The 23,165-nt window shown below is 61.0% G+C and carries 20 protein-coding genes; 13 read left to right on the top strand and 7 right to left on the bottom strand.

Annotated elements, in window-relative coordinates; all coding sequences use genetic code 11:
• The first annotated feature begins 9 nt into the window (after window positions 1-9).
• Both Q5H92_RS25150 and Q5H92_RS25145 read left to right on the top strand, forming a co-directional pair.
• Window positions 10-933, top strand: coding sequence for a pirin family protein (locus Q5H92_RS25150; protein WP_305014339.1), 924 nt, complete (start codon window positions 10-12; stop codon window positions 931-933).
• Window positions 934-1,247: 314 nt separating this feature from the next.
• Window positions 1,248-2,843, top strand: coding sequence for a protein adenylyltransferase SelO (locus Q5H92_RS25145; protein ID WP_305014338.1), 1,596 nt, complete (start codon window positions 1,248-1,250; stop codon window positions 2,841-2,843).
• 166 nt (window positions 2,844-3,009) lie between these two features.
• Here Q5H92_RS25145 and Q5H92_RS25140 read toward each other — a convergent pair whose 3' ends face one another.
• The gene (locus Q5H92_RS25140) at window positions 3,010-5,139 is read right to left on the bottom strand and encodes a prolyl oligopeptidase family serine peptidase (protein WP_305014337.1); all 2,130 of its coding nucleotides are present in this window, start codon (window positions 5,137-5,139) and stop codon (window positions 3,010-3,012) included.
• A 257-nt stretch (window positions 5,140-5,396) separates the two neighbouring features.
• Here Q5H92_RS25140 and Q5H92_RS25135 point away from each other — a divergent pair, with 257 nt between their 5' ends.
• Window positions 5,397-6,743: a hypothetical protein gene (locus Q5H92_RS25135; protein WP_305014336.1), complete on the top strand. Its 1,347-nt coding sequence runs from the start codon at window positions 5,397-5,399 to the stop codon at window positions 6,741-6,743.
• A gap of 233 nt (window positions 6,744-6,976) precedes the next feature.
• Window positions 6,977-8,137, top strand: coding sequence for a hypothetical protein (locus Q5H92_RS25130; RefSeq protein WP_305014335.1), 1,161 nt, complete (start codon window positions 6,977-6,979; stop codon window positions 8,135-8,137).
• Window positions 8,138-8,285: 148 nt separating this feature from the next.
• On the opposite strand, the gene Q5H92_RS25125 is transcribed toward Q5H92_RS25130, so the two are convergent.
• Together Q5H92_RS25125 and Q5H92_RS25120 are read right to left on the bottom strand one after the other, a co-directional pair.
• Window positions 8,286-9,626, bottom strand: a complete 1,341-nt coding sequence (locus Q5H92_RS25125) for a PQQ-dependent sugar dehydrogenase (RefSeq protein ID WP_305014334.1) — start codon at window positions 9,624-9,626, stop codon at window positions 8,286-8,288.
• Between the two features lie 116 nt (window positions 9,627-9,742).
• Window positions 9,743-10,144 carry an NUDIX hydrolase gene (locus Q5H92_RS25120; protein ID WP_305014333.1) on the bottom strand — a complete coding sequence of 134 codons (402 nt, stop codon included), beginning with the start codon at window positions 10,142-10,144 and terminating at the stop codon, window positions 9,743-9,745.
• 238 nt (window positions 10,145-10,382) lie between these two features.
• Between Q5H92_RS25120 and Q5H92_RS25115 the strand changes: the two genes are divergently transcribed.
• The 3 genes from Q5H92_RS25115 to Q5H92_RS25105 all read left to right on the top strand — a co-directional run bounded on the left by Q5H92_RS25115 (window position 10,383) and on the right by Q5H92_RS25105 (window position 14,104).
• The gene (locus Q5H92_RS25115; protein ID WP_305014332.1) at window positions 10,383-10,745 is read left to right on the top strand and encodes a winged helix-turn-helix domain-containing protein; all 363 of its coding nucleotides are present in this window, start codon (window positions 10,383-10,385) and stop codon (window positions 10,743-10,745) included.
• A 59-nt stretch (window positions 10,746-10,804) separates the two neighbouring features.
• Window positions 10,805-11,341 (top strand): molybdopterin-binding protein, encoded by a 537-nt coding sequence (locus Q5H92_RS25110; protein WP_305014331.1) that lies wholly within the window; start codon window positions 10,805-10,807, stop codon window positions 11,339-11,341.
• Between the two features lie 99 nt (window positions 11,342-11,440).
• Window positions 11,441-14,104, top strand: coding sequence for a TonB-dependent receptor (locus Q5H92_RS25105; RefSeq protein ID WP_305014330.1), 2,664 nt, complete (start codon window positions 11,441-11,443; stop codon window positions 14,102-14,104).
• A 336-nt stretch (window positions 14,105-14,440) separates the two neighbouring features.
• Here Q5H92_RS25105 and Q5H92_RS25100 read toward each other — a convergent pair whose 3' ends face one another.
• The 4 genes from Q5H92_RS25100 to nuoK form a co-directional block, all read right to left on the bottom strand.
• Window positions 14,441-16,009 (bottom strand): OmpA family protein, encoded by a 1,569-nt coding sequence (locus tag Q5H92_RS25100; protein ID WP_305014329.1) that lies wholly within the window; start codon window positions 16,007-16,009, stop codon window positions 14,441-14,443.
• 318 nt (window positions 16,010-16,327) lie between these two features.
• On the bottom strand, window positions 16,328-16,678 hold the full coding sequence (locus Q5H92_RS25095; RefSeq protein ID WP_305014328.1) for a hypothetical protein: 351 nt from the start codon (window positions 16,676-16,678) through the stop codon (window positions 16,328-16,330).
• Between the two features lie 30 nt (window positions 16,679-16,708).
• The gene (nuoL, locus tag Q5H92_RS25090) at window positions 16,709-18,661 is read right to left on the bottom strand and encodes an NADH-quinone oxidoreductase subunit L (protein WP_305014327.1); all 1,953 of its coding nucleotides are present in this window, start codon (window positions 18,659-18,661) and stop codon (window positions 16,709-16,711) included.
• A gap of 197 nt (window positions 18,662-18,858) precedes the next feature.
• Complete coding sequence (nuoK, locus tag Q5H92_RS25085; RefSeq protein ID WP_305014326.1) at window positions 18,859-19,203, bottom strand: NADH-quinone oxidoreductase subunit NuoK; 345 nt, start codon at window positions 19,201-19,203, stop codon at window positions 18,859-18,861.
• A 293-nt stretch (window positions 19,204-19,496) separates the two neighbouring features.
• Between nuoK and Q5H92_RS25080 the strand changes: the two genes are divergently transcribed.
• From Q5H92_RS25080 to Q5H92_RS25055, 6 genes are all read left to right on the top strand, one after another.
• Window positions 19,497-20,099, top strand: coding sequence for an RNA polymerase sigma factor (locus Q5H92_RS25080; protein WP_305014325.1), 603 nt, complete (start codon window positions 19,497-19,499; stop codon window positions 20,097-20,099).
• Window positions 20,100-20,200: 101 nt separating this feature from the next.
• Entirely contained in the window at window positions 20,201-20,575 is a 375-nt protein-coding gene (locus Q5H92_RS25075; protein WP_305014324.1) for a hypothetical protein, read from the top strand.
• 115 nt (window positions 20,576-20,690) lie between these two features.
• Entirely contained in the window at window positions 20,691-20,945 is a 255-nt protein-coding gene (locus Q5H92_RS25070; RefSeq protein WP_305014323.1) for an autorepressor SdpR family transcription factor, read from the top strand.
• Between the two features lie 33 nt (window positions 20,946-20,978).
• Window positions 20,979-21,641, top strand: a complete 663-nt coding sequence (locus tag Q5H92_RS25065) for an SdpI family protein (protein WP_305014322.1) — start codon at window positions 20,979-20,981, stop codon at window positions 21,639-21,641.
• A 199-nt stretch (window positions 21,642-21,840) separates the two neighbouring features.
• Window positions 21,841-22,275, top strand: coding sequence for a carboxypeptidase-like regulatory domain-containing protein (locus Q5H92_RS25060; protein ID WP_305014321.1), 435 nt, complete (start codon window positions 21,841-21,843; stop codon window positions 22,273-22,275).
• 268 nt (window positions 22,276-22,543) lie between these two features.
• On the top strand, window positions 22,544-23,023 hold the full coding sequence (locus Q5H92_RS25055) for a carboxypeptidase-like regulatory domain-containing protein (RefSeq protein ID WP_305014320.1): 480 nt from the start codon (window positions 22,544-22,546) through the stop codon (window positions 23,021-23,023).
• Window positions 23,024-23,165 lie beyond the last annotated feature (142 nt).

Below are 23,165 nucleotides of genomic sequence, written 5' to 3'. Positions count from 1 at the left end.
TTTACTATTATGCTCGATTTAGTTATTGATGCCCGCCCCGCCGCCATTATGCCCGGGTTTGCGGTGCAGCGCATCCTCCCCTACCGGCTGCGGCGCATGCTGGGCCCGTTCATTTTCATGGACCACGCCGGGCCGGTGAACGTGGCCCCGGCCCAAATGCATAGCCTCGATGTGCTGCCGCATCCGCACATTGGGCTGAGCACGGTGAGCTACCTGTTTGGCGGGCAGGTGACGCACCGCGACAGCCTGGGCGTGGAGCAAATCATCCGGCCCGGCGAGGTGAACTGGATGACGGCCGGCTCGGGCATTGCCCATTCCGAGCGGTTTGAAGACCCGGCCGCGCTGGCCGGCGGTGCCCTCGAAATGATTCAGACCTGGGTGGCCCTGCCCGAAGCCGACGAGGAACAGGCCCCCACCTTCGCCAACTACCAGCCGCAGGAGCTGCCCATTTTTACCGATACGGGCGTGTGGATGCGCCTGATTGCGGGCGATGCTTTCGGGCTGAAAAACGGTGTGCGGACGCATTCGCCGCTTTTTTATCTGCACGTGGTGCTGCAGGCGGGCGCCCGCTTCGGCCTGCCGCGCGGCTACCCCGAGCGCGGTGCCTACGTGGCCAAAGGCCGCGTGGAAGTGAACGGCCGCGCCTACACGCCGGGCCAGCTGCTGGTTTTCACCCCCGGCCTCGACCCCGTGCTGGTGGCCCTGGAGCCGAGCACGCTGATGCTGCTGGGCGGCGAGCCGCTGGGCGAGCGGTTTATCTGGTGGAATTTTGTGTCGTCGCGCAAGGAACGGATTGAGCAGGCCAAAGCCGATTGGAAAGCCGGTCGCATCGTGCTGCCACCCAACGACAGCGCCGAATTCGTTCCCTTGCCCGACGACCGGACCCGGCCGGCGGGCACGGGTGGCTCGCCCGCGCCGCAGGCGTTGTCTTAAATAGTAGGCAGAACATTTAGAACGTCATCAGAACGTCATGCTGAGCGCAGCCGAAGCATCTCTACCATAGTAGTAAATCAGCTTACTTGCGCGGTAGAGATGCCTCGGCTGCGCTCAGCATGACGTTCTAGATTTTGGGGCTACCATTCTTGGAGAAAAGGCTTCCCAAGCATGCTGGTGCCCAGCGACAAAGGTGCGTAGCGTCTTTCGCAGCGAAGCTCAGCCAAAACAAGCGGGCTGCCGGACCGTTTGGACAAGGCCGGTCGCGCCGTTGGAGCGCCGCGACCAGACTTGCCACCCAAAACCGCGCCGTCATGAGTGACACTTCCCTCGACCAAATCCTTTTTGAAAACCCGTTTGTAGATGAGTTGCGCGGCGAAACCTCCGGCGAAAAAGGCTCGCGGCAGGTGCCGGGCTACTGCTACTCGCGGGTGGAGCCCACGCCGGTGCAGCGCCCGCACCTGCTGGCCTGGTCCGATGAGCTGGGCGATTTTCTGGGCATCACCAAGCCGGCGGAAACCGGCCCGGCGGTAGATACGCTGGCCGGCAACCTTGTTACCGAGAGCATGAAGCCGTTTGCGGCGCGCTACGGCGGGCATCAGTTCGGCAACTGGGCCGGGCAGCTGGGCGACGGCCGGGCCATCTCGCTGGGCCAGGTGCGGGCCGTGGATGGCTCGCGCTGGGAAATTCAGTTGAAAGGCGCGGGCCCCACGCCCTACTCGCGCCGGGCCGACGGGCGGGCGGTGCTGCGCTCCTCGCTACGAGAGTTTCTGTGCAGCGAGGCCATGTACGCGCTGGGCGTGCCCACCACGCGGGCCCTGAGTTTGGTGGGCACCGGCGATGCCGTGGTGCGCGATATGTTCTACGACGGCAATGCGCAGGAGGAGCCGGGCGCCATCGTGGCGCGGGTGGCGCCCACATTTATTCGCTTCGGCAATTTTCAAATCATGGCCGCCCACGGCGAAATCGACAACCTGCGCGCCCTGGCCGACTACACCCTGCGCCACAACTACCCCGAGTTGGGCGCGCCCGGGCCCGAGGCTTACGTGCGCTGGTTTGGGGAAGTGGCCCGGCGCACGGCCGTGATGGTGGCGCACTGGATGAGCGTGGGCTTTGTGCACGGCGTGATGAACACCGACAACATGTCCATCCTCGGCCTCACCATCGACTACGGCCCCTACGGCTGGCTGGAGCCCTACGACCCCGACTGGACGCCCAACACCACCGACTTTGGCTCGCGCCGTTACGCCTTCGGCCAGCAGCCCCGCGTGGCCCTATGGAACCTCATGGCCCTGGCCCAGGCGCTGGGCCCGCTGCTGCCCGATGCCCAGCAGCTGCGCGCCGGCCTCGACGTGTACGCCCGCACCCTGGCCGAAACTCAGCACGAGCTCATGCTACGCAAGCTGGGCCTCACGTCGCAATTTCCCGACGAGGACCGCGCCCTGATGCAGGACTTGCCCCAAGCGTTAATGGAGCCGGAAATAGACATGACGTGGTTTTTCCGGCAGCTCTCGCACCTAGCGCCGGCTTTGCTGGCAGATGCGGGCGATGAGGACGCGCTTTTTGCGGAGCTGATTGCAACGGCGGCCTACTCGGTAGCACCTGATGAAGACCGAAATTTGCTTGGCTGGTTGCGCCGGTACGCGGCGCGGCTGCGGCAGGAACCGGCAGACGCGGACGCTATTCGAGCCGGCATGCTGGCGGCGAATCCGAAATACGTGCTGCGCAACTACCTCGCCCAGCAAGCCATCGAAGCGGCCGAAACCGGCGACCTATCGGCGCTGGAGCGGCTGATGCAGGTGCTTAAAGCCCCGTTTGATGAGCATCCCGAGTACGAAGAGCTGGCGGCCAAGCGGCCGGATTGGGCACGGGATAAGCCGGGAGCTGCCACGCTCTCGTGTAGCTCCTAGAACGATGTAGGAGCGGGGCCTGCCCCCGCCCGGACGATTGCGCCATTCAGCAGGCTTCGTTCAACGGTGGGCGGGGGCAAGCCCCGCCCCTACGTCGTTCTAATATAGAAAAAGCCTGCCGCTCCGATTGGAACGGCAGGCTTTTTTGCAAATCAGCCCGACAGATTTAGTTGGCCTGGTACGGCACTAGGCCCATGTTCTGGAACATGAAGGCCCATTTGTCGGTCTGCTCGCCGATGACCTGGGCGGTGGAGCGGCCGGCGCCGTGGCCGGCTTTGGTTTCGATGCGGATGAGGACGGGCGCCGGGCCCTGCTGGGCATCCTGCAGGCGCTGGCCGAACTTGAAGGAGTGGGCGGGCACCACCCGGTCGTCGTGGTCGGCGGTGGTGACCATTGTGGCCGGGTAGCTGGCCGGTTTGATGGCGTGGTAGGGCGAGTACTTGTAGAGGTACTGGAACATCTCGGGCGAGTCCTGGGCGGTGCCGTAGTCGTAGGCCCATCCTGCCCCGGCCGTGAACTGGTTGTAGCGCAGCATGTCCATCACGCCCACGGCGGGGAAGGCCACTTTGGCCAGGTCGGGGCGCTGGGTGATGGTGGCGCCCACCAGCAGGCCGCCGTTGGAAGCGCCCGAGAGGGCTAGGTGGTCGGTGTCGGTATACTTGTTGGCTTTCAGGTATTCGGCGGCGGCAATGAAGTCGTCGAACACGTTCTGCTTCTGGAGCTTGGTGCCGGCCAGGTGCCACTTTTCGCCGTACTCGCCGCCGCCACGCAGGTTGGCCACGGCGTAGATGCCGCCGTTTTCGAGCAGTACGATGTTGGAGGTGCTGAAGCCGGGCGTCACGCTGCTGTTGAAGCCGCCGTAGGCGTAGAGCAGCGTGGGGTTTTTGCCATTCAGCACGGTGCCTTTTTTGTAGGTGATAATCATCGGCACGCGGGTGCCGTCTTTGGAATTATAGAACACCTGCTTCGACTCAAACTTGCTGGGGTCGAACTGCACGCCGGCCTTCTTGAACACCGTCGATTTGCCAGTGGCGATGTCGTATTTGAAGATGGTGGGCGGGTAGATGTAGGACGTGAAGGTGTAATAGGTTTCCTTCTCCTCCTTCTTGGTGCCGAAGCCGCCGGCCGTGCCCACCGAGGGCAGCGTGATGCTCCGCTCCTTCTTGCCACTCATGTCGTACTGCTCGATGAGAGAGGTGGCGTCCTTAAGATAGTTGGCGAAAATTTTGCCGCCGCCGGTGCTGGCGCCCAGCACGTTCGGGGTTTCGGGAATGAGGTCTTTCCAGTTGGCGGGCTTGGGGTTGGCGGCGTCTACGGTTACCACGCGGTTGTTGGGGGCGTTGTAGTTGGTTTCGAGGTAGAGCTTGCTGCCCACGTTGTCGAGCACGCCCACGTTGCTTTTCTCATTGTCCACCACCTGCACGATGGCGCTGCCCGGCTTGCTCAAATCCTGGATGTAGAGCTCGTTGCCGGTGGTGGTGTTGGCGGCCGAGATAACCAGAAACCGCTCGTCCTCGGTGAGGTAGCCACCGATGTAGCGGCGCGGCGTTTTTTCGCCGCCGAACATCAGCTTGTCGGTGCTTTGCTTGGTGCCCAGCTTGTGGTAGTACAGCTTGTGAATCTGGGTTTTGCCGGCCAGCTGGCTACCGGCGGTGGGCTTGTCGTAGGAGCTGTAGTAAAAGCCGTCGTTGCCGCGCCAGGCCAGGCCCGAGAACTTCACGTCCTTGAGCGTGTCGCCCACCAGGGCTTTGCTGCCGGTGTTCAGCACGATGACCTTGCGCCAGTCGGAGCCGCCTTCCGAAATCTGGTAGGCGGCCAGGCTGCCGTCTTTGGTGAAGTTGATGCCGCCAAGCGAGGTCGTGCCGTCCTTCGAGAACTTGTTGGGGTCGAGGAAGATTTCGGGCGTGCCCGTGGCGCCCAGCTGCCGGTAGAGCACCGACTGGCTTTGCAAGCCGGTGTTCTTGTAGAAATACGTGTACTTGCCCTCCTTGAAGGGCGCGCTGTATTTCTCGTAGTTCCACAGCGTTTCCAGGCGCTTGCGAATGGTTTCACGGAAGGGAATCTGGGCGAGGTAGTTCTGCGTCACCTTGTTCTCGTCCTGCACCCAGCTTTTGGTATCGGCCGCCTGGTCGTTTTCGAGCCAGCGGTAGGGGTCGGGCACTTTGGTGCCGAAGTAGGTGGTGACGGTGTCGACCTTGTGGGGCTGCGGGTAGGGCAGCGTTTTGAGGGGCGTCTGGGCCAGGGCGGGCCAGCTCAGGGCCAAAGCGGCGGCGGTGGCGTAGCGGAATGATTTCATGGGTTGGGAATGAGCATTGAACAGGGCCGGCCGGGCAATGCGCCTGACGACTGGCGTAATTTGGCACCGAAAATCAACATTCACCGACCATCCGGCTCCTTACTGCTCCCTTTCCGCGCGCCTTTGTTCGCTACGGGCCCTTCCTGCTGCTGGTCCTGCTGCTGGCCGACTTCAGCTATTCCTTCTGGCAATACCTGCAGTTTCCGCTCGATGGCGACGTAGCGCCCATTGTATGGCCGGGCGATTCCTACACGCCCGTGCTGCACGACCCGTTTGGGCTACGCGTGCTGCTGCACCATGAAGTGTACGCGGCCCCCAACCGGTTTTTCGCCCACTTCTTTCTACACGAGTATTTCCGGCACGTTCCGCTTTGGCTCCAGGCCTTTTTGTCGCCCATCAACAGCGTTTACGTGGCCTGCGCCCTGGTGAAGCTGGCGGTGCACCTGCTGCTGGTATATGGGCTGGCCGTGGCCGCCAGCAACTGTTCCAATGTGCTGAATTGGCGGTTTTTGTTGGCGGCCGTGCTCACCACGCCGCTGCTGCAGGCGTCGGGCTACTACGGCCAGATGGGCATCGTGGACCAGTCCATTACCTACGCCTGCTTCTACGCCCTGCCCATGAGCTTGCTGCTGGTTTTTTTCCTGCCGTTTGTGCGCGCAGCGCTACACGGCCCGCCGGTGCGACTCTCGTGGCCGAGCTACTTGGCGCTGGCGGCGCTGGCCGTGGTGCTGGCTTTTAATGGCCCCACGGTGGCTGCCACTGCGCTGCTGGTGTGCTCCGGCAGCCTGCCGGTGGCCTGGCACCGGCGCTACGCGGCGCTGCCGACGGCCGGGGCACTGGAGCCGCGGGCGTGGCGGGCGTTTCAAGAAATTTCCCCCGGCTTGTTGTGGCCGTTTGTCTGGATTATCGGGCTCAGCCTGTATTCGATGTACATCGGCCGCAACAATTCAGAAAACCTGTGGGCCACCATCCCGCTGGCTGAGCGCTACATCCGGCTGGCGCAGGGCATGGTTTACCAGCTCGTCGGCAGCGAATTAGTAACGGGCGACTACCGGCTGGCCAGCCGGTTTGGGCTGCCGCTGCTGCTGGGCGCGGTGTTGCTCAATGCGTGGCTGGGGCGGCGCTGGCTGCCCACGCCCCAGCGCGCCACCGTGCTGAGCGCCCTCAAATGGCTGGGTGTGTTTGCGCTGGTGTATTTGCTGCTGCTGCCCTTGGGCGGCTACCGCAGCTACCGGGCCTACGTGGTGCGGCGCGACACCATTTTACCCATCACGCTGGGTTTGGTGGGGCTGTTCACGCTATCAACTTACTGGCTGCTGGTTTACCTGCCGCCGCGCGGCCGGCTGCGGTACGCGGGCGCGGTGCTGGTGCTGCTGGCCGTGTTCACCGTTGCCGACAAGCACCGCATTTCCAACACCAATGCCGGCGAGCGGCGCCTGCTCAGCCTGCTCAGCCAGTCGGAAGCCCCCGTGGTGGCCCTGCCGGCCGACTGCAACCTGATGGACTGGCAGCCCCTCACCGACTACCGCAAGTCGGAGCTCAACAGCCGGCTGTTCCACCATTGGCGCATCACCAAAACCCGCAAGCTGTATTATCAGCGATGAAAAGCCGTTTCGGACTCCGTGCACAGTGCAGCTGAGAGAACGGTCATGTTGAGCGGAGGCTAAGCATCTCTACCGCGCAAGGCAATCCAACCGAAAGGATTTAATCCTACAGTAGAAGCGCTTCGCCTCCGCTCAGCACGACGTTCTTTAATTCTCATCTTACGTCTGCTCCCGGGCTTTAAGGCTGGGGCGGCGTTACTTTGTTGCTTCAAACTGCTGATTTATTCTGCCTGATGCGCGCTTGTTTCACTGCTGCCGGGTTGCTGTTGCTACTGGCTGGCTGTGACCAAAATACTGCCAGCCGGCAAGAAACGGCCATTCGTATCCCCCGGCCGGCGCTGGCCGAGCGGGTGGCTCCCCTTGCTCCCACCCTGCCCGATACGGCCCTTCCCTACCGCAGCCTGCCCAGCTTCGGCGATTCGGTGCAGGCGTCGCTGCTCGTGCGCATCAGCGATGCCGCCTACCGGGTGCAGGTGGCGGCCCGCACCGATAGCGCCCGGCCGTTGCGCCACATTCTGCCGCCCGCACCCAGCGCCGAATCAACTCAGAACGATACCGTGACGGGGTTTGAAGGCTACTACACCTTCCGCCTGCTGCGCACCGATGGCAAAGCCCAGTTTGCGCGGCAGCTGAGAAAAACAAGTTTTTCTGCCGCCATGAGTCCCGACCTGGCGCTGGAAGCCGAGACGATACTGCCGTTTTTTTCGGGCTACCTGCCCGCCTTCAAGGCGCTGGCGTTTGAAATCAGCTTCTACCCGCCCGAAAGCGACGCCGGCGGCCAGGCCCTGCTGCTGCTCGATGCGGCCACGGGCAAGGTGCGGCACCTGGCCCTGGCTCGCTGGACGGGCGGCTGCAACTCGGCCATGGCGCTCTCGGCCGATGGCCGCACCCTGCTCACCAGCAGCGAACTGCTCCAAGCCAACGGCCACGTTACCAACCTCGAAAAACCTGGCCGCGAGGTAATCGGCACCTTGCTCGTGAATAACCAAACGGCACTGGTGGTGTACGGCGCCGGCTACGACCAGCGCGGCCGCGAAGTGCCCCTGCGCGGCCCCAACGCCCAGCTGCTGGACGCCAGCGGCCGCGTGCTCCGGGCTTTCTATCTCGAAAGCATCGACGGCGGCCTGGGCACCCACATGCTCAGCACCTACCTGCGCCAGACGCACGCCCACTACCTTTTCGACGAAACCAACAACCAGCTGGCCGTGGTGCCGCGCGACCACCCCACGCAGCTTCAGATACTAAAGCTGCGCAAGCTTCCCGTGTTCCGGGCCCCGCAGCGGCCCACCGAAGTGCGCTTTTCCTTCGATACCGAGTCGGGCACCAAAGCCACGTTTTACACCGATGTGGCCAACGGGCAGGTGCGCTACAAGCTGCGCAAAACGGCTTACTAGGAGCGTAAGCAGACCGTCATGCTGAGCGCAGCCGAAGCATCTCTACTGCAATAGTAATTCCTGTCGATTGGGATTACTCTCGTGGTAGAGATGCTTCGGCTGCGCTCAGCATGACGGTCTTTTCACTCCAAAACTCAAAAAAACCCGGCTACTTCGCCGCGCTCACGCGCCAGATGCGGTCGGCGGCATCATCGGCTACCAGCAGGGAGCCGTCGGGCAGGGTGGCTACGCCCACGGGGCGGCCGTAGGCGTCTTTTGAGTCGCCCCCGACCAGGAAACCGGTCAGGAAATCTTCCGGCTTGCCGGGCTTGCCGTTCTCGAAGGGCACGAATACCACCTTGTAGCCGGAGAACTGCGAGCGGTTCCAGGAGCCGTGCTCGCCGATGAAAGCGCCGTTGCGGTACTTGGCCGGAAAGGCGTCTTTGTCGTAAAAAGTGAGGCCTAGGGCGGCTACGTGGGCGCCCAGCGGCACGTCGGGCACCAGGGTTTTGCTCACTAGGTCGGGCCGCTCGTTCTTGCGGCGGGGCTCTTCATTCTGGCCGTAGTAGGCGTAGGGCCAGCCGTAGAAGCCGCCCTGCTTCACGCTGGTGAAGTAATCCGGCACCAGCTCATCGCCCAGTTCGTCGCGCTCGTTCACCACAGTCCACAGCTTCTGGGTGCCGGGCTGCCACTGCAGGCCGATGGGGTTGCGCAGGCCGCTGGCGTAGATTTTTTCGCCGGTGCCGTCGGGGTTGATTTCGAGAATGTTGGCCCGGCGCACTTCGTTGGCCGAGCCGTGCTCCTGCACGTTGGAGCCCGAGCCCACCGTCACGTAAATTTTGGAGTTGTCGGCGTTGGCCAGCAGGTTGCGGGTCCAGTGGTTGTTGTAGCCGCCCTTGGGCAGGTCGAGGATGCGCTGGCCGTCGCCGGTAATCTTGGTGGCGCCGGGCTGGTAGGGGAAGCGCAGCACGCCGTCGGTATTGGCCACATAGAAATTGTTGCCAATAATGAGCATGCCGAACGGCTGGCTGAGCCCGTCCACAAAGGTGGTACGCAGGTCGGGCTTGCCGTCTTTGTTGGTGTCGCGCAGGAGCGTGATGCGGTTGGCGCTGTGGTCGCGCAGCGAGCGGGACTTGTCCAGCTTCAGCTCGGCGGCCACTTTTTTGGTCATGGTGGTGGGGATGGTACTGGCTTCGGCCACCAGCACGTCACCATTGGGGGCCACGTACATCCAGCGTGGGCTTTCAAACTTGCCGGCGTATTCCTGCACCGTGAAACCGGCGGGCGCGGTGGGCGTACGGCCGGCGGGCCAGGGCTGTATCTCGACGCGGCGCGTGACCGATTTCGTGACGTAAGGCGCGGGCAGCTTCACCGAATCGGCCACGGGGGTTTCCACGGTTTGGGCCGGCGTATTGGCCTGGGCTTCCTGTTTTTCTTCTTTGCTGGGGCCGCCGCAGCTGGCCAGCAGAGCAAGGCCGGCCAGCAGCCAGCGGGAATTATCGAAGGTCATAAATGGAGGAAATAAATAAGCGCGCAAGGCCGGCCGGGCATCCGGCGGGCCTCCTGATTTTACTTCCCCAACCGGAATTGGTTGCGTACCAGCCGGGCGCCGCCCCGCGCTGCCGCTCAATCAGCCAACAAACTCTGCGCCCGCAGCCAGTCAAAAATCAGCTGGTCGACGGCCGATACCTCGGCCCGGTGTCGGTAGCTCAGCCATACAACCTCTGCGATTTCGGCTGCCGGCTGCAGCTGGCCGGTGTAGCGGGCGTAGTAGCACGTCATGCGCACCAGCACCCCGGCGGGGTGGCCGTGGGCGGGCGCCTCCCAGGTGCCGACGTGCTCCAGGCTGGTAGGGTCGAGGGCCACGGTCAGTTCTTCCCGGATTTCGCGGAGCAGTGTTTGGGCGTCAGTTTCGCCGGGCTCGCGCTTGCCACCGGGGAAGTAGTACCGGTCTTTGCCGTGGCTGCGCGTGCTGAGCACGGTGCCGTTGTGCAGGTGCAGCCAGGCTATTTTGTCGATGACGGGCATGAGTTAATTTTTTGAACCGAGCAGTAGTGGCCTAAAGCAGCTTCTCAGGCCAGCGGCGCGGCCAAGCCCGAAGGTAGCGCCGGGTGCCTTCCGCATCGAAGGTGCCGGACTATGTAGCTAATATTCAGGCAAAAAATGACCCCATTTGTATCCAATAGCCTTTTTCACCCTTTGTATCGCCGGCTCATCTTAGCACACCAACTGCCAGCAGTCGCCGCCGGTGCCGCATCTTTGCCCCATGAAAACCCTGCTCCTGCCCACCAAAACCTACCGCCTCAACGGCCGCCTCTGGCTCGAAAGCGAGGACGGCCGCTTCCTTGGTATCGGCCGGCTGGAGTTGCTGGAGCACATTGCCGCGCTGGGCTCCATCTCGAAGGCGGCGCAGGCCATGGGCATGTCCTACAAGCGGGCCTGGGACTTAGTGAGCTCCCTCAATGCGCAGGCCAGTACACCGCTGGTGGCCACCCAAACCGGCGGCAGCAAAGGTGGCGGAGCCGCTGTGACTGAGGCCGGCCAGGCGGCCATTGCGGAGTTTAAAGCTCTGCAGGCGCGGTTTCAGGAATTCATGGCGCTCGAAACAAACCGGCTGCAGGACCGTTGAGGAAGCCGCGGAGCGTTATATCTTCGCCGACATAACGCCATTCTATTCGCGCCGACTTAATGCTATCTGTTACTGCTGCCGCCTTCCGGCTCTTTCGCTTCTTTCCGGCTCTGGTAGGGCTGCTGTGCCTTTCCGCAACAGCCAATGCCCAAACCACCGCCCCGACCGGGGTGCAGGTAAGCGGGGCCAATCTGGCCCGGCCGGCCCGCCTCAGTCCAGCCGACCTGGCTAGGCTGCCCCGCCTGGAAGTGAGCCGGCCTGACCACGACGGCAAGCCGCACACCTACTCCGGCGCCGCGCTCTACGCCGTTCTCACGGCAGCCGGCGCCGACCTTAGCCCCGCCAAACTGCCCGGCAAAGGCATGGCCCACTACGTGCAAATAAGCGCTGCCGATGGCTACCATGCCGTCTTCGCCCTCGCCGAGCTGAGCCCGGACTTTGCCACGCGCACCGTGCTGCTAGCCGACCGCTGCGATGGCCAGCCCCTGCCTGCTCAAGCCGGCCCCTATCAAATCATCGTGCCCGACGAGAAGAAAATGGGCCGATGCGTGCGCCAGGTGCAAAGCCTGCGCATCGTGCAGGCCAAAAAAATGTAGAAACGCGACACTTCGCATCTCCGGTACCGCGCCGTTCGGGCATCGTCTAACGAGAAGATGCGAAGTGTCGCGTCTCTACAATTCATTCACCACTCCCTTATGCTACCACGCCTACTCAAGGGCGCGCGATTCGCGCTGCTGCCTGCCGGGCTCGTTCCAGCCTTTACCATTCAAGCTCAGACCATTGCCCCGGCTGACACCGCTCGCCAAAACCTCCATCTGGAAGAAGTAGTGGTGTCGGCTTCGCGGGTGGAGGAGAGCTTTCTACAGTCACCGGTGACGGTGGAAAAGCTCAACGCCCGGGCCATACGCCTTACGCCGGCGCCGTCGTTTTTCGACGCCATTGAGCATTTAAAAGGCGTGCAGGTGATTACGCCCAGTCTGGGCTTTAAGGTAATTAATGCCCGCGGGTTCGCCAACACCACCAACGTGCGCTTCTCCCAGCTGGTGGATGGCGTGGACAACCAGGCGCCGCACATTGGCGGACCGATTGGAAATGTGCTGGGACCTAGCGATTTGGACATCAGCGCGGTAGAAATCGTGCCGGGCACGGCCTCGGCGCTCTACGGGCTAAACGCCATCAACGGGCTGGCGAATTTCCAGACGAAAAACCCGTTTAATTCCGAAGGGCTGAGCGTGCGGCAGCAGACGGGCCTCAACCACCTCAACGACCCGAACGTGCGGACGCTGGGCGCGGGCAGCTCGCCGGAGCATATCTACTCAGAAACCAGTGTGCGCTACGCCAAAGTACTGGTGGCCGATAGGTTAGCATTCAAAATCAATGCTACTTACCTGCGGGCCTACGACTGGGTGGCCAACGACCAGACCGACCTCAACCCGACCGGCAACGCCACCACCGGCCTGTTCGGGGCCGACAACCCGGCCGCGGACCAAGTGAACCGCTACGGCAACGAGTCGTCGGACCGGAGTACGCTCACGCTGGGCGGCAAGCAGTATTCGGTGGCCCGCACCGGGTATGATGAACGGGATTTGGTCGATTACAACCTCAAGGTGCTGAAGGCCGACGCGGCCGTGCACTACCGCTTCCGGCCCGGCACGGAGCTGGCCTACACCTACCGCGTGGCTGGGTTCGACAACGTGTACCAGCGCTCGAACCGCTTCCGCCTGCAAGACTACCGCCTGCAGCAGCACGCCCTGGCCCTCACCACGCCCGTGGTGCAGGCCCGCGCCTACCTCACCCGCGAAAACACCGGCCAGAGCTACAACCTGCGCTCGATGGGCGAAAACATCGACCGCAGCTTCAAGCCCGACGCGCAATGGAACGCCGACTACACCAGCGCCTGGAACGGCGCCGTAGCGGCCGGCCAGCCCGTGGCCACGGCCCACGCCACCGCCCGCACCGCTGCCGATGCCGGCCGCCTGCAGCCCGGCACCGCGGCCTTCGACCAGCGCCTGAGCGAGCTGCAGGGCATCAACAACTGGGACCAGGGCGCGGCCCTGCGCGTGCGCGCCGACCTGCTCCACGCCGAAACCCAGGTGAACCTGGCCGAAGCCCTGCGGCGCGGCGGCCACGCCCTGCCCGCCGCCCTCGACTTGCTGGCCGGGGCCGACCACCGCACCTACATCGTCGTGCCCGACGGCAACTATTTCATCAACCCCAACCCCGGCCGCGACCCACTGGCCGACAACCTTACTTACTCGAAAACCGGCGGATTTGTGCAGGCCGGCGGCCGGCTGCTGGCCGATAAGCTGCGCCTCACCGCCACGCTGCGGGCCGATAAGAACGACTACTTCGACACCAAATTCAACCCGCGCCTCACGGCCGTGTTCTCCCCCACGCAGCGGCAGAATTTCCGCCTCAGCTACCAGAGTGGCTACCGTTTCCCGAGCTTATTTGAGGGTTTTTCAAACGTGAACAGCGGGCAGGTGAAGCGCATTGGCGGGCTGCGGGTGATGTCGGACGGGGTGTTTGAAAACAGCTACCTGCGCACCAGCATCGATGCATTCAATACGGCCGTGACGGCCGCCATCAATGCCAATACCTCGGCGGCAACGGCGGCCCAGAAGCGGCAGCAGGCCATTGCCGAAAACCAGGGAATGCTGGTAAAAAACCCGTACACCTACCTCCAGCCGGAGTACATCCGTTCGTTTGAAATTGGCTATAAAGCAGCTTTCGGCAAGGCGGGCCGGCTGGGACTCGACGTGGATTTCTACTCCAACTCCTACCGCGACTTCATTGCCCAGGTCGAAGCCTACGTGCCCCAAACCAGCGCCGGCGCGCCCCTCACTGCCGGCACCGACCTCAACACCATTGCCACGGCCCTGAACGCCCGCACCGGCCAAGCTCGCTACCGCCTCTGGACCAATTCCCGCAGCCAGGTGTATAACTACGGTGGCTCTCTGGGGCTGCGCTACGAAACGGCGCACGGCTACCTCCTCGGGGCTAATACCACCTACGCCCGCCTCGACCGCACCACCAACGGCGACGGCCTGGAAGACGGCTTCAACACCCCGCGCTGGACTTACAACCTGAGCCTGGCCAACGAAAATGCCTACCACCACCTCGGTTTCGGCCTCAACTACCGCTGGCAGCAGGGCTACTATTCCCAAACCTTCCTGGTGAACGGCAACGTGCCCGCCTACGCCACCCTCGATGCCCAGCTGAGCTATGCCGTGCCCGCCGCGCCGGTGCGGCTTAAGCTCGGCGCCAGCAATGTGCTGAACCAATATTATGTGTCCTACCTCGGCGGCCCTAGCGTGGGCGGTCTGTACTACCTGGCAGTCACGTATGCGGTACAGTAGTCAGTTTTGTCATTGCGAGTTGTCATTGCGAGGCAGCCCTGTCATTGCGAAGGCGTAGCCCGTAGCAACCGAAGGACAACGTAGCTAATCCGTCATCTTAACACCAGTCACTTCCTTTTAGCAAAAAGCTCAAATAACACGCAGTATTGGAGCTTCTCACGTTTTAAAACTTTGTCAAATTAATAGGTCTGTCACAGAAAACAAGACGGATTAGCCACGCCGTCCTTCGGTTGCCACAGCATGGGACCTCGCAATTCCAATTCGCGTTAATACATAGACAACAAAAAAAGGCCCGCTCTGATGAGAGCGGGCCTTTTCCTTACTTAACCGTTCCGTTTACTTGCGCTTAACGGGGGCTTTTTTAACCGGAGCCTTCTTGGCCGGGGCCTTCTTCACGGGCGCCTTACCGGCAGTGGGACGGCCTTCCGGCGTTTTCTCCAGCTCCGAGATAGTGGGCGCGGGGCCATACTTCACCTCGGCCGAGTTGGGCTCACCGGTGAGGTAGAGGTCGAATTCCACGCGGCGGTTCAGGGCCTGGCCAGCAGCTTTGGCGTTGTCGGCAATCGGCTTGGTTTCGCCGTAGCCGCGAGATTCGATGCGGTCGGCCGGCACGCCCTGGCTCAGCATGTAGGTGCGGGCCGAAGCAGCGCGATCGTACGAGAGGCGCAGGTTGTAGTCGTCAGCGCCTTTGCTGTCGGTATGGCCCGCAATGCTCATGGTGTAGTCGGGGTATTCCGACATGAGGGCGGCCAGGTCTTTCAGGGTCGGGTACGAGCTGGGCAGCAGCACGGCCTTATTGAATTCAAAGTTGATGAATTTCGTGGCTTCCTGCAGACGCTTTTTGGCTTCAGCTTTAATCTCGGGGCAGCCACGGTTCGAAGCGGGGCCGGCGCGGTCGGGGCAACGGTCCTGGTAGTCGGGCACACCATCGCCGTCGCGGTCAAGCGGGCAGCCGTTGGCATCCACGCGCACACCAGCCGGGGTGCCGGGGCACTTGTCGTTCTGGTCAATCACACCGTCGTTGTCGGCGTCGGGGCAGCCTTTCAGCTCGGCCTTGCCGGGGGTATCGGGGCAGGCGTCTTCGGCATCGGTCACGCCGTCACCGTCGCGGTCGGGGCAGCCTTGCAGGGCGGCTACGCCTTTCACGTCGGGGCACTTGTCCTGGTAGTCGGGCACGCCGTCGCCGTCCTTATCGAGCGGGCAGCCGTTGGGGTCCACAGCCACGCCAGCGGGCGTGCCGGGGCACTTGTCCTTCTTGTCCGAAACACCGTCCTTATCCTCGTCCTTCATCTGGCCGAAGGCCACCGTGATGCCGGCCTGATGACGCAGAAACCGGTCGTTGCGGCTGTCTACTTCGTTCTGTACCACACCGTCCACCTCATCGGTGAAAGGGTAGTAATAGCCCGTCTGCACATCGGCAAACACCGACTCCGAGAGCCGGAAACGCAGGCCCGCCGCGCCAAACACTTCGCCGCGCCGGATTTGGCGGAAGAACGTGGAAGGCGCTGCCTGGCCCAGGGTAGTAGAGCGGCCCGTGCTGTTGGCGATGAACAAACCCGGCCCGGCCATCAAGTAAGGCTGAATGAAAGAATTTTCTTTCAGAATCTTGCCGTTGTTCAGTTTGAGCTTTAGGCCCAAATCAATCATGCCCACGCGGGCTTCGAAATTTTCGCCGGGCTTAATCATCGACGAGAACTTATACGTCTCGTAGTTGCCGAACACGCCCAGGTCGAACGAAGGCGAGAGGTAGCGCGTGATGCCGCCGCCGCCGCCCACTTCAATGTCGACGCCGCTGAGCTTCCAGAAGTCGGTGCCCAGGTTGCCGGTGTACTGCAGCGAGCTGACCCAGCCGCTGATGGCCGTCTTTTTGTCGGCGGTTTGGGCCTGCGCGTGCGGAGCTGCCATGCCAAGCATGACGGCCCCGAGTGCAACACCACGAAGGAGTTGAGGTTTCGAGAGCATATTTTTTAGTGATGATGGGAAAAGAAGCACAAATCCGCATCCGGCCCGCCGGGCCGTTTTGGATGTGCTGCTATACCTTATTCACACGAAAAAGTTGCTCACCGCTTCAGCGCTACTGCTGCTACCAACAAATTAAATATTTAGAAATCAGCCGGTGTCCTCACTTTCAGGTACCGCTTTTCACGGCCCAACGTCACCTGCACAACGCACAAGGCCAGCGCATTTGCGCTGGCCCGGTGATAGCCGAAGACTGGTCGGCACTTACTTTTTTACCCGCGAAAATTTGGCATCCCGGCTGCCTCCACTCACTAATATCTGGTCGGTTTCGGGCAGGTATTTGACAGGGATTTTCTTCACCCCGTTATCAATCATAATGGCCTGGGCCGTGGAATCGTAGATGCCCGTCAGGTCGTTTAGGCCTTCGTGAATAAAGAAATTGTCGCCGGAGCGCTGGATGCGGGTATGCGTCTGGGAATTGGTATCGTCGCTTTTCCACTCGCCCACAAAATGGTCGCGCGGGTTGACGTCCTGCGCCTTAGGCTTGTCGGGGGCGCAAGCGCCTACGGCACCAATCAGCAAAACCATCAGCAGTCGCTCCGTCCAGGTTTTCATATTGCGCACGCTTTTCACAGATTTTTAAGCTTACAGCCGACCAAAGTTCAGGCCCAGAATCAGTACGATGCCGATAACCATCAAAATAAGGTAGGTTTCCACGGCACCCGTTTGCACGTAGCGCAGCAGGGCGCCACCGCCGTTCACGGCGCGGCCAAAAATGCCCACGGCGGGGTTGATGATGCCGTTTTCCACAAACTTGTAGAGGCCCGTCGAGAGCCACATCACCGGCCGCGTAAACAGGGTGTTATACAGCTCATCGATGTAGTACTTGTGGTACACTAGGCTCTCGGGGGCCGAGCGGTGTGCCTCGTCTTCGGCCGGGCGCGTGGCGCGGGCCACGTACATCACGTAGGCCAGGGTGATACCCAGCAGACCAGCGGCCACCGAGGCAATCATGAGCATCAACTCGGTGTGCTCGTCAGGCTTGGCCGAGAAAACTTCCGGCAGCAGGCGCTGTGAGTAGGTGAAAATTGGAGCCAGATATTCGGCCAGGTAGTGGTGCCCGCCGGTAAACATGGGCGCGCCCATAAAGCCGCCCACAGCCGCCAGAATGGCCAGAATGATGAGCGGGAACGTCATCGAAGCCGGCGACTCGTGCAGGTGATGCTTCTGCTCCTCGGTGCCACGGAACTCGCCAAAGAAGGCCAGGAACAGCAGGCGGAACATGTAGAAGGCCGTCAGGAAGGCCGTGAGCAAGCCCATGGCCCACAGCATTTTGTTGTGCTCGAAGGCGTGCGCCAGGATTTCGTCTTTGGAGAAGAAGCCCGAGAACGGCGGAATGCCCGAAATGGCCAGGCAGCCAATGAGGAACGTGAAGAAGGTGATGGGCAGCGCCTTGCGTAGGCCACCCATACGGCGCAGGTCCTGCTCGTTGCTCATAGCGTGAATCACGGAACCGGCCCCGAGGAACATCAGCGCCTTGAAGAAGGCGTGGGTAAGGACGTGAAACAGAGCCGTGGAATAACCCATCACGCCCAGCGCCAGGAACATATAGCCCAGCTGCGAAACCGTGGAGTAAGCCAGCACTTTCTTAATGTCGTTCTGCGCCAAGCCGATGGTGGCGGCAAACAGTGCCGTGGCCGCGCCCACAATGGCCACTACCTGCAGCGTATCGGGCGAGAGGGTGAACAACACGTTGGCCCGCAGCACCATGTAGATGCCGGCCGTCACCATGGTTGCGGCGTGGATGAGGGCCGAAACTGGCGTGGGGCCGGCCATGGCGTCGGGCAGCCAGGTATAAAGCGGCAACTGCGCCGACTTACCCATCGCGCCCACAAACAGCAGCAGCGTGATAGCCGTGCAGATGCCCACGCCATACGTGCCGAACTGGCCTAGCGAGGCCTTTTGGAACACCTCGGCGTACTGGACGGAATTGAAGGTGAGGTAAATCAGAAAGATGCCGAGCAGGAAACCCAAGTCACCGATGCGGTTGATGATGAAGGCTTTTTTGGCGGCGTTGTTGTAGCTGGTGTTCTTGTTCCAGAAGCCAATGAGCAGGTAGGAGCACAAGCCCACGCCTTCCCAACCGATGAAAAGGATGACAAAGTTGGCGCCCATCACCAACAGCAGCATGCTGAAAATGAATAGGTTCAGGAAACTAAAGAACTTGCCCACGTTTTCGTCGTGGTGCATGTAGCCGATACTGTAGACGTGAATCAGGAACCCCACCCCCGTCACCAGCAGCAGCATTATCAGGCTAAGCTGGTCAATCTGGTACTGGAAGGGAATTTGCAGAGAGCCCACCGAAATCCAGTCAAACAGTTGGACGGTGTACTGGTACTGGAAATTTAGGAACAGCATCACCGAAATCAGGAACGAGCCCAGCACGGTGGCACTGCCGATAAGCCCGGCCACGGTGCCAGACAGCTTCTTGTTCAGCAGCCCGTTAATGAGGAAGCCCAGAAAGGGCAGCAGCGGAATGAGAACGTAGAGAAACGTGGAATACGGGGCGTTGGCGCCGGGGAGAACGGTTTCTTGCATTGTACTTGGGGCAATTTGTCATTGCGAGTGGAGCGCAGCGAAACGCGGCAATCCGTCCTCTAACTCTCAGTCACTTTGAGGAGTGACACACTTAGCTGACTTGCCTTTTCGGGGCTTGTCACATGATTAGGCTGGTCGCATTGGGAGGACGGATTGCCGCATTTCGCTGCGCTCCACCCGCAATGACAGACGTCGATTTACCACTTCAACCTGCTAAGTAGGTTGACATCGGTGGTCTGGTAGTTGCGGTAAATCATGACGATGATGCCCAGGCCCACCGAGACTTCGGCGGCGGCCACGGCCATGATGAAGAACACGAAAATCTGCCCGTTGGCATCGGCACGGTAGGCCGAAAAGGCCGTCAGCAGGATATTCACAGCGTTGAGCATGAGCTCAATGCACATGAAAATAATGATGGCGTTGCGCCGCACCAGCACGCCCGTGACGCCAATGGCAAACAGAGCCGAGGCGAAAAACACGTAGTACTGAAGCGGAACGGTCCGAATGACTTCGGGGATGGTTTGGGAAACGGTGGGGTCCATGCGCAAAGAAGCGGCGAAAGGGCTGTGCAGCCGGCCGGCCGGCAAAGGTACCCTGAAAAACGAAAAATCAGGGGTTGATTTTGCGGGGCGCTGTACATACAAGGAACGTCATGCAGAGCGCAGCGAAGCATCTTGCCCGTAGCAAGTAATTCAATCGCCAGGAAAAAGATTGGTGGCGGCGGGCAAGATGCTTCGCTGCGCTCTGCATGACGTTCAACGGCATTTTGATGCCCTCCCAAAAAAACTTAAAGTAATTTCGAAGGGCCCGCGTCTGTTTGTTCAGAATGACAACCATGGCACTTTCGCTCCCCTCCTCCCTTGCGCCAATGACGGCGGCCCAACAGGACCGCCAGATTGCGGACGCCGTGCGCCAGCAACGGCCGCGGCTGCTGCAGTTCATCCGGCGCCGCATCCCCGACGAAGCCGAGGCCGAAGACCTGCTGCAGGACGTTTTCGCCGAGCTCGTGGAAAGCTACCGGCTGCTCAAGCCCGTGGAGCAGGCGGCAGCCTGGCTCTTCCGGGTGGCCCGCAACCGCATCACCGACCTCTACCGCCGCAAGCGGCCGGTGAGCCTTGAAGAAGCCTTCGGCGCGGCCGAAGCCAACGACGACGGCGAAGGCCTCCTGCTGGCCGACCTGCTGCCCGCCGCCGACGACTCGCCCGAAAACCGCCTGCTCCGCGAAACCCTGATGGAAGCGTTGTCGGAAGCGCTGGCCGAACTGCCAGCCGCCCAGCGTGAAGTATTTGTGTGGCACGAACTGGAAGACAAAACCTTCCGCGAGATGGAGGAAGAAACCGACGTGCCGCTCAAAACCCTGATTTCGCGCAAGCACTACGCCGTGCTGCACCTGCGCAAGCGCCTCCAAACACTGTACACCGAATTATTCACCGATTAGTTTTTAAGTTGTTAGTTTCTGGTTATCAGTTGTTAGGCCTAATACCTTTCTCAACACCAGCGGCTAACAACTGACAACCAGCAACTGACAACTACAATATCATGGACCGTAAATTCTGGCTGCTGCGCGGCCTTCGTTTCTTCTTCTTCGCGGCACTGTTTGTGGCCGTGGCCACCTTCGTCACCCAGGCGTTGTGGAACTGGCTGATGCCTTCGCTGTTTCACCTGCCCGTTATCACGTTGGCGCAAACCTTGGGCCTGCTGGTGCTCAGCCGCATTTTGTTTGGGTTCCGGGGTGGGCGGCACGGCGGCTGGGCGGCCAAGAAACGAGCTTGGCAGCAGCGCATGGCCGGCCGCATGGAGCACCTCACCCCCGATGCCCGCGAGAAATTCCGCCAGGAAATGCGCGCCCGCTGCAGCGCCTGGGGCCGCACCGCAGCTAAGCCGGCCGAAGCGCCTATGCAGCAGCCTGCTTAGTAAGCACTTATCATTACCCTCTATAAATAGTTTATTGGCGCGGCTCCTTTTTAGGGGGCCGCGCTTTTTTATGTCAATTTTATTTAGACATTTGCCTAAACATTGAATTGGTTTTATGAATGCGCTCTTCAAAGCCCTGAACGACCCCACGCGGCGCGCCATTCTGGAACGGCTGCGGGCCGGGCCGGCCACCGCCGGGGCCATTGCCGAGCAGTTCCAGTTTTCGGCCCCCACCATCAGCCACCACCTCGACTTGCTGCGCCAGGCCGAGCTTGTGACCAGCCAGAAACAAGGCCAATTCGTGGTCTACACCCTCAACATGACAGTGTTTGACGAGTTGCTGGGCTGGCTCTACCAATTCAAATCCTAACACTTTCCCATTACCCATTTTTGCTTTTCATCCATGAAAAAGAACCTGATTTGGCCGCTACTTACGCTGGTGCTGCTGGTAGTGCCCTCTATGTATCTGGCATTGGTGTGGCAGCAACTGCCGGCCCAGGTGCCCACGCATTTTGATAGCAGCGGACAGGCCGATGGCTACACTGGCCGCGAGCACCTGTGGCTACTTACGCTGGGCCTGCCGCTGGGCGCGGCCGTGCTGCTCAGTGCACTTCCCTACCTCGACCCCAAGCGCCGGCTCGATGGCCGCAACGCCAATTTCCAGAAGCTTCGGCTGGCGGTGGTGGGCCTGCTCAGCGGGCTGGCCTGCTTTAGTCTCTACCTGGGCGTGCATCCCAGCACGCCACCCGCCCAGGGCCTTGCAGTGCTGCTAGGCGTGTTTTTTGGGCTGATGGGCAACTATCTCACCACTGTGCAACCCAACTATTTCGTGGGCATCCGCACGCCTTGGACGCTGGAAAGCCCGGCCGTGTGGGCGCGTACGCACCGCATTGGCGGCATGCTGTTCTGCCTCTCGGGCGTGCAGCTGGTCTTGTTGGCTTTCGTGTTGCCCACGGCCTGGGTGACGCCCGCCGTGCTTGTGCTGATACTTGGCACTGCGGCATTCTGCTATGGATACTCTTATTGGGTTTTCCGGCAGGAGCAAAAGCGGATTGAAATCGTTTAGCAGTTGTAAACTATTGAATGTCACGCTTGCGAGTCCAGAATGATTCTGACCACGTTGGAAGCATTTTGGACTTTTTTCAATTTTCAGATGCTCATTTATTGTTTTAAACTCAGAATTTAAGTAAAAAAAACGGGAGGGAAATTTGTAAAAGTGTTGTAAAATGTTGTACGTTTGCATCATTCAATTAATACTTGTATTAATGCAACACGCCGCCCACCTCCGCTTTTCAACTGTTGTCGTAGCCATTGCCCTGCTACTGACGTCGCTTCCAGGCCGCGCGCAACTGGCTTACAACCACACGCCGCAGCCCGCTGAAACCGCCGTCGATTCTGACCCCGAAGTGGGCAAACCAGCCGTGAAGCCGGCGATGAAAATGGTGCACGGCGTGATTCAAAACGAGCGAGGTGCCCTGCCGGGTGCCACCGTATGGCTGCAGGGCAGCCGCACCATTGCCGTTACCAACGCCGAAGGAGAATTTGAGCTGCAGGTACCGGCCGATGCCCAAACCGTGCAGCTTATCTGCGGCTACGGCGGCTTGCCTGACCAAACGCTGACGTTGGCTCCCGTGCAGGCCATGGGGTCCATCTATTTACTAAAAACCAAGAACGCTACGATGGCCCAAGCCGCTCAATAACGCTTCTGCCGCCGCCAAAAACGGCATTCAAGCACCACCTCCCTTTCTGCATACCCAGTCCCAAACTGAGAACCCCGACCTTTCACGGCCGGGGTTTTTATTTGTTTGCTGGCTTCAAAAAGCAGTCTATTCTACTGGCTAGTAAAAAGGAGGCATTCACCGGCTAATTCCCATCGTTGGACGAAGCCCCAAAAGACCGGGTTGGGTGCAAGTCTACATTTGTATCATTCAACAACGGCGAAACAATCACCGCCCCTTTTTCCTGCTCATGCGCTCCTCTTTTTTCCTGCTCGCCTCTCTCCTGACTTTCGCTGCCAGCCTGACCACTCACTTCGCCCAAGCCCAGGTGTATGCCAGCAACACGGCCTTCGCATCGGCCAGGACGGAACCGACGCCCACCAGCGCCTCGACGGAAAAAGTGGTGCTAGCCGGCAAAATCACCAACCCTGCCGGCCCGCTGCCCGGCGCCGTGGTTATCCTCACCGGCACCAAGCAAATGGCCGTGACCAATGCCGACGGCGAATTTGAATTCACCGTGCCGGCCAATGCCGGCGCCTTGGCCGCCGTGGTCACCTACGCGGGCTACGCCGATGAAAAAATGACGCTCAACGCTAGCTCAGAAGAATCGACGGTGAGCTTGACCAATGCCCGGGTGATTGTGGTGTCGCGCAAGCAGCAGCTCAAGAAGTACCTCAAAACCGCTCAAAAGCAAGTAAAGCGCGACCTGAAGCAGGTGCGCAAAGGCTAATTCCGCCAATTTAACCTCAATGAAAAAGCCCCGACCGGTTGGCCGGGGCTTTTTCGTTGGGCATTACCACCTTTTATGAACGTCATGCTCATCTGGCGTCCGCGTAGCCGAATCATCTCCGTCGTGAGAGTAGATGAATTAC

It is taken from the genome of Hymenobacter mellowenesis (genome assembly GCF_030581005.1).
Classification (GTDB): domain Bacteria; phylum Bacteroidota; class Bacteroidia; order Cytophagales; family Hymenobacteraceae; genus Hymenobacter; species Hymenobacter mellowenesis.
The sequence above is the reverse complement of the archived record's forward strand: the minus strand, read 5'-3'. Positions and strand labels throughout refer to the sequence as shown.